Annotated in this window: 5 protein-coding genes; 2 read left to right on the top strand and 3 right to left on the bottom strand. The window is 62.6% G+C overall.

What is annotated here, in order from left to right; all coding sequences use genetic code 11:
• Positions 1–1,499: Clp protease N-terminal domain-containing protein (locus PMI42_RS09820; protein ID WP_008133151.1), on the bottom strand; the 1,499-nt coding region annotated here is incomplete at its 3' end.
• A 293-nt stretch (positions 1,500–1,792) separates the two neighbouring features.
• Positions 1,793–2,125, bottom strand: coding sequence for an ATP-dependent Clp protease adapter ClpS (clpS, locus tag PMI42_RS09815; protein ID WP_027548135.1), 333 nt, complete (start codon positions 2,123–2,125; stop codon positions 1,793–1,795).
• A 481-nt stretch (positions 2,126–2,606) separates the two neighbouring features.
• Between clpS and PMI42_RS09810 the strand changes: the two genes are divergently transcribed.
• Positions 2,607–3,953, top strand: coding sequence for a vWA domain-containing protein (locus PMI42_RS09810; RefSeq protein ID WP_008133149.1), 1,347 nt, complete (start codon positions 2,607–2,609; stop codon positions 3,951–3,953).
• A 76-nt stretch (positions 3,954–4,029) separates the two neighbouring features.
• Here the strand turns inward: PMI42_RS09810 and PMI42_RS09805 are convergent, their stop codons facing one another.
• Entirely contained in the window at positions 4,030–4,368 is a 339-nt protein-coding gene (locus PMI42_RS09805) for a phasin family protein (RefSeq protein ID WP_008133147.1), read from the bottom strand.
• Between the two features lie 388 nt (positions 4,369–4,756).
• On the opposite strand from PMI42_RS09805, the gene PMI42_RS09800 reads away from it, so the two are divergent.
• On the top strand, positions 4,757–5,836 hold a 1,080-nt coding region (locus PMI42_RS09800), incomplete at its 3' end, for a D-alanyl-D-alanine carboxypeptidase family protein (protein WP_008133145.1).

The raw sequence follows: 5,836 nt of genomic DNA, 5'->3' as shown, positions 1-5,836 counted from the left end.
AAATACCAGCCGATCGGCTTCTCCGGCTCGCGCAGGCCGGCACGGGCCAGCTTGATCGAGGCCGCAAGCGACTCGATCGCCTTGTCCTGGCCGAACACGGTGCGCTTCAGGGTCTGCTCGAGATGCTTGAGCACCTCGGCATCGTCCTTCGACACGCTCTTCGGCGGGATCCGCGCCATCGAGGCGATCGTGGTCTCGATCTCCTTGATGCCGATGGTCTTCTTGCGCTTGTTCTCGGCGACCAGCATCTGCGCCGCGCCCGACTCGTCGATCACGTCGATCGCCTTGTCCGGCAGCTTGCGGTCGTGGATGTAGCGCGAGGAGAGCTGCACCGCGGCCTCGATCGCCTCGTTGGTGTACTTCAGGCGGTGGTAGTCCTCGAAGTACGGCTTGAGGCCCTTGAGGATCGCGATGGCGTCCTCGACGGTCGGCTCGTTGATGTCGATCTTCTGGAAGCGCCGCACCAGCGCGCGGTCCTTCTCGAAGTGCTGGCGGTATTCCTTGTAGGTGGTCGATCCCATGCAGCGGATCGTGCCCGAGGCAAGCGCCGGCTTGAGCAGGTTCGAGGCGTCCATCGCCCCGCCCGACGTCGCACCCGCACCGATCACGGTGTGGATCTCGTCGATGAACAGGATGGCGTTGGGATGCGCCTCGAGCTCCTTGAGCACCTGCTTCAGGCGCTCCTCGAAGTCGCCGCGATAGCGCGTGCCCGCGAGCAGCGTGCCCATGTCCAGCGAGAACACGGTGGCCGCCGCCAGAACTTCCGGCACCTCGCTGTCGACGATGCGCTTGGCAAGGCCTTCGGCGATCGCGGTCTTGCCGACACCGGCTTCGCCCACGAACAGCGGGTTGTTCTTCTGCCGGCGGCACAGCACCTGGATCGCACGGTTGATCTCGGAGTTGCGTCCGATCACCGGATCGATCTTGCCGTCGCGCGCCTTCTTGTTGAGGTTGACGCAATAGGTCTCGAGCGCCTCGCCCTTCTTCTTGGCGTCCTCGGCACCCTTGGTCTCGGTCTCCTCGTCGACGCCGCGCACGGGCCGCGCCTCGGAGACGCCCGGCCGCTTGGCAATGCCGTGGCTGATATAGTTGACCGCGTCATAGCGCGTCATGTCCTGCTCTTGCAGGAAGTAGGCGGCGTGGCTCTCGCGCTCGGCGAAGATCGCGATCAGCACGTTGGCGCCGGTCACCTCTTCGCGACCCGACGACTGCACGTGGATCACCGCGCGCTGGATCACGCGCTGGAAACCGGCGGTCGGCTTGGCGTCATCGGCGCCATCCGTCACCAGATTCTCGAATTCGGTCTCAAGATAATTGACGAGGCTCGTACGGAGCTTGTCGAGATCGACGCTGCAGGCACGCATGACCGCGGCTGCATCGGAGTCGTCGATCAAGGAGAGCAAGAGATGCTCGAGCGTCGCGTATTGGTGATGACGCTCGTTTGCGATCGCCAGCGCACGATGCAGGGATTGTTCAAGGCTTTGGGAAAAAGTCGGCATTCGCGTCCTCTATGGCCCCCACCATCATGATCGCCATCGCCCGGTCAGGCAACAACAACCTTTGTCACATATAGTTATACAAGACCGCGGTGAAAGACCGGTTCCGCGACTCAAATGGGCATTACCGCCCACGGCATATTCGATGCAAAACCCGTTCCGATTTGGGCAGAACTACCCATTTGGGCAGGATTGACGCCGACCTAATTTTCGCCGGATCGCGCAGCAGGGTGTGCTGCCGTCACATACCGCACGAACAGAACCGATCGAAACAAACTCTGGAATTGAACGCGCCGTTATTTCTTTTCCATCACGCATTGCAGCGGATGCTGGTGCTTGCGGGCGAAGTCCATCACCTGCGTCACTTTGGTCTCGGCGATCTCGTAGGTGAACACGCCGCACTCGCCGATCCCGTGATGATGGACGTGCAACATGATCTTGGTCGCCGCCTCGACGTCCTTCTGGAAGAACTTCTCCAGCACGTGGACGACGAATTCCATCGGCGTGTAGTCGTCGTTCAGGATCAGAACGCGGTACAGATTGGGCCGCTTGGTCTTCGGTTTGACCTTGGTGATGACAGAGGTGTTCGGGCCCGTCGGGCTGCCGGAACGGTTCTCGTCATTGCTCATCCGGGGAGCGAGGGCGGCGGCGGCCGCGGACAGGTCGAGTCTGGAAGTCAGTTGCGGCATGGCTCAGGCGTTCAAATTCCCCACGGAAGCGAATGACGGTCCACCGCGCAGCCCCGTCCTTCGGAGCTTCGCACTGGCGTACCGCCTTGTTGGATCGCCGCTTCCAACCGGTCCGGTCCACCGGATCGATTGCAGGGAATATGGGCCCGCCCCCGGCTCGCCGCAAGCGTGCAACGGTCCGGCCGATGCGGCCACCGCGGTCCCGATTCCCGATCGGGCGATCCTGGCCAAGGTTAATCAATCCGGACCGATTTGACAAAAATTTCCGCCGCGGCCGTTTAGAACATATTGACCAGGAACCGGCCGTCGACGCGGCTACGGCGGTTTCACGCCGATATCTCCGGTTTTCTACGGTCCAATTTACTCGCCGTTCAATCGCGTGGCGCAAAATCGGGCAAAATCACAGATTTCGGGGACCGTCATGCTTCGCCTGCCCGTTGTCAGCCGTATCGGCCGACTGCTTGCCCGTTTTGCCGCGGCCGAGCATGGCAATATCGCCGTGATCTTCGCCATCGCGCTGGTCCCGGTCCTGAGCTTCGTCGGTGCTGCGGTCGACTATAGCCGCGCCGTCCAGGCCCGCTCCGCGATGCAGGCCGCCCTCGACTCCGCCGCGCTGATGCTCTCCAAGGATCTGTCCTCCGGCACCATCACCACGTCGCAGATCAGCACCAAGGCGCAGGCTTATTTCAACGCGGTGTTCACCGGCAATAACACCTTGCCGACGGTCAGCGTCGCAGCCAGCTATACCGCGGCCACCAGCATGGGCTCGACGATCCAGATCACCGGCAGCGGCACCTACACGACCAGCTTCATGAAGATCGCCGGCTTCCCGACGCTCGACATTGGCGCCTCATCCACCAGCGCCTGGGGCCTGGTGCGGATGCGCGTCGCCATGGTGCTCGACAACACGGGCTCGATGGCCCAGGACGGCAAGATGTCGGCGATGCAGACCGCCGCCAAGAACCTGGTCGATCAGCTCAGCGCCCTCGCCAAGACCAACGGCGACGTCTACATCTCGATCGTTCCGTTCGCCAAGGACGTCAACGTCGGCGCCAGCAATTACAACCAGTCCTGGGTCGATTTCAGCGATTGGGACGCTGCCAACGGCAGCTGGAGCTGCACGTCGGGCAGCAACAACAATTGCAACAATTGGAAGTGGACGCCGGCCAACCACAACACATGGACCGGTTGCGTGGTCGACCGCGACCAGGATTACGACACCAAGAACACCACGCCGACGGCCGGCAATGTGAGCACGCTCTTCCCGGCCGAACAGTATTCCTACTGCAACACCGGCAGTTCGTCCTATCTCCAGCCGATCATGGCACTGAGCTACGACTGGACCTCGCTCAAGAACCGGATCGACGCCATGAAGCCCACCGGAAACACCAACCAGGGCATTGGGCTGGCCTGGGGCTGGATGACGCTGTCGACCGGCGATCCCATGAACGCGCCGGCCAAGGACACCAACTACACCTACAAGGACGCAATCGTCCTCCTGTCGGACGGTCTCAACACGCAGAACCGCTGGTACAGCAACGCCTCGCAGATCGACGCGCGGCAGAAGAAGCTGTGCGACAACGCCAAGGCGGCGAACATCACGATCTACACGGTGCAGGTCAACACGGGTTCGGATCCGACATCGAGCGTGCTGCAATATTGCGCGAGCGGCACGGACAAGTTCTACCTGGTGACGTCGGCGGACCAGACCGTCTCGGTGTTCAAGGATATCGGCACGTCGCTGTCGAAGCTGCGCGTGGCGCGCTGAGACGAACTCACGACGGCGAACAAAAAAGCCCGGCTGATTCAGCCGGGCTTTTCGCATTCAGGACGTCCAGAAAAGCTTAGTTGGCGGCCGGGGTGAACTTCGACACGACGGTCTCGACCGGCTTGAAGGCCTGCTTGGCGAGGTCGCTGTAAAGGCCGGCGATCTTCTGCGATTCCGCAACGAAGGTCTCGTAGGCGGAACGGGCGAACTCGGTCTGCGCTTCCACGGCCTTGTCCAGCGACTTCACGCCGGAAAGCTTCTCGACGAAGGACTTGGTGTCTTCGAACGACTTCTTGGTGTAGTCGCCATAGGCGCTGGCGATCGCCTGGAGGCCGTGCTGCACCGAGGTCGCGGAGGCGACGTACTGCTCGAAGTGCTCTTTCCCGTAGTTCTGGAAGTCTTCAACCTTGAACATTTCGGAATCCTTTTCCCTGGCTCGCGTCGGGAAGCCCCGGCTCCCTGACTCTGCCCACAATTAGTGCAACGCACAAAAAAGTCAAGAATCTTGTGCGACGCACAAAATTCGATGCAAATCGCGGAGATTCCCGCAGTTTCCCGCAAGGGTTCCTTAAGCTTTTGGAAACCCCGGGCCCCTACTTTGATTCTCTGGACGTGTTCAGCTTCCGCAATCGGCCAAAAGCCGTTTGAGAACATCACCTTAGCCAGAACAGCGGCTCAGGCCCAACGTCCCCCGCAGCGAACACCAGCGGAGGGACAGCCTGAGCAGGTAATGATCCCGGGTCCAGTGGGCACAATTTCGCCTCACGAGCCGGTGATCAAGTCAGAAACGGGGACGGGGTTCCATGCTTCGTAAAAACTTGTCTTCCTCGCGCTTGGCGCGGGTTGGCGTTTTCGGGCTTCTTACGATCACCACCGCGGTCATCTTCACCACCGATGCCGCCGAGGCGCGGCGCCATCGGCGCCATTACGCGCACCACCGGGTGCAGCGCGACGTCTCCGACAGCTCCAGCCCGAAATTCGCGTCGATCATCGTCGACGGCAATTCCGGCGCGGTGCTCCAGTCGAACAGCCCCGACGGGATTCGCCATCCCGCCTCGCTCACCAAGATCATGACGCTCTATCTGCTGTTCGAGCGTCTGGAGTCCGGCAAGATGAAGCTCGACACCGAGATGCCGGTGTCACAGCACGCCGCCGATCAGGATCCGACCAAGCTGAACCTGCGCGCCGGCCAGACCATCCGCGTCGAGGACGCGATCAAGGGTCTCGTCACCCGCTCGGCCAACGACGCCGCCGTGGTGATCGCGGAAGCGATCGCCGGAGATGAGGACGACTTCGCCCAGATGATGACGCGCAAGGCGCGCTCGCTCGGCATGTCCCGGACGGTCTACCGCAACGCCAACGGTCTTCCCAACGACGAGCAGGTCACGACTGCACGCGACCAGGCCACGCTCGGCCGCGCCATCCAGGAGCGCTTCCCGCGCTACTATCGCTATTTCGCGACCTCGACGTTCAACTGGCGCGGCCAGTCAATCCGGAACCACAATCACCTGCTCGGCAATGTCGAGGGCGTGGACGGCATCAAGACCGGCTACACCCGCGCCTCCGGCTTCAATCTCGTGACCTCGATGCGCCGCGGCAACCGCCATCTGATCGGCGTGGTGCTGGGCGGCCGCAGCGGCGGCTCGCGCGATGCCATCATGCGCAATTTGCTCGCGGAGAATCTCGAGAAGGGCGCCACCACCCACACCGTCGCCGCGGTCACCGAGCGCAACGGCGCCGACGCCGCTGTCGAGGTCGCCGACGCATCGGATACCCCGCCGGCCCGGCCCGCCGCTCCGGTTGCCGCGGCCCCTGCTCCCGACTCTGCCCCGTCCCGTCTCGCCGCGCGCCTGTCGACGCTTGCGGCGGCGACCGCCGCGGTG

It is taken from the genome of Bradyrhizobium sp. YR681 (genome assembly GCF_000282615.1).
Lineage (GTDB): Bacteria > Pseudomonadota > Alphaproteobacteria > Rhizobiales > Xanthobacteraceae > Bradyrhizobium.
This window is presented reverse-complemented; position numbering and strand designations above follow the sequence as displayed.

Excerpts from the sequence above, each read along its gene's own strand:
- PMI42_RS09805 (WP_008133147.1), bottom strand. The coding sequence starts at position 4,368 with ATGTTCAAGGTTGAAGACTTCCAGAACTACGGGAAAGAGCACTTCGAG.
- clpS (WP_027548135.1), bottom strand. The coding sequence starts at position 2,125 with ATGAGCAATGACGAGAACCGTTCCGGCAGCCCGACGGGCCCGAACACC.
- PMI42_RS09810 (WP_008133149.1), top strand. The coding sequence starts at position 2,607 with ATGCTTCGCCTGCCCGTTGTCAGCCGTATCGGCCGACTGCTTGCCCGT.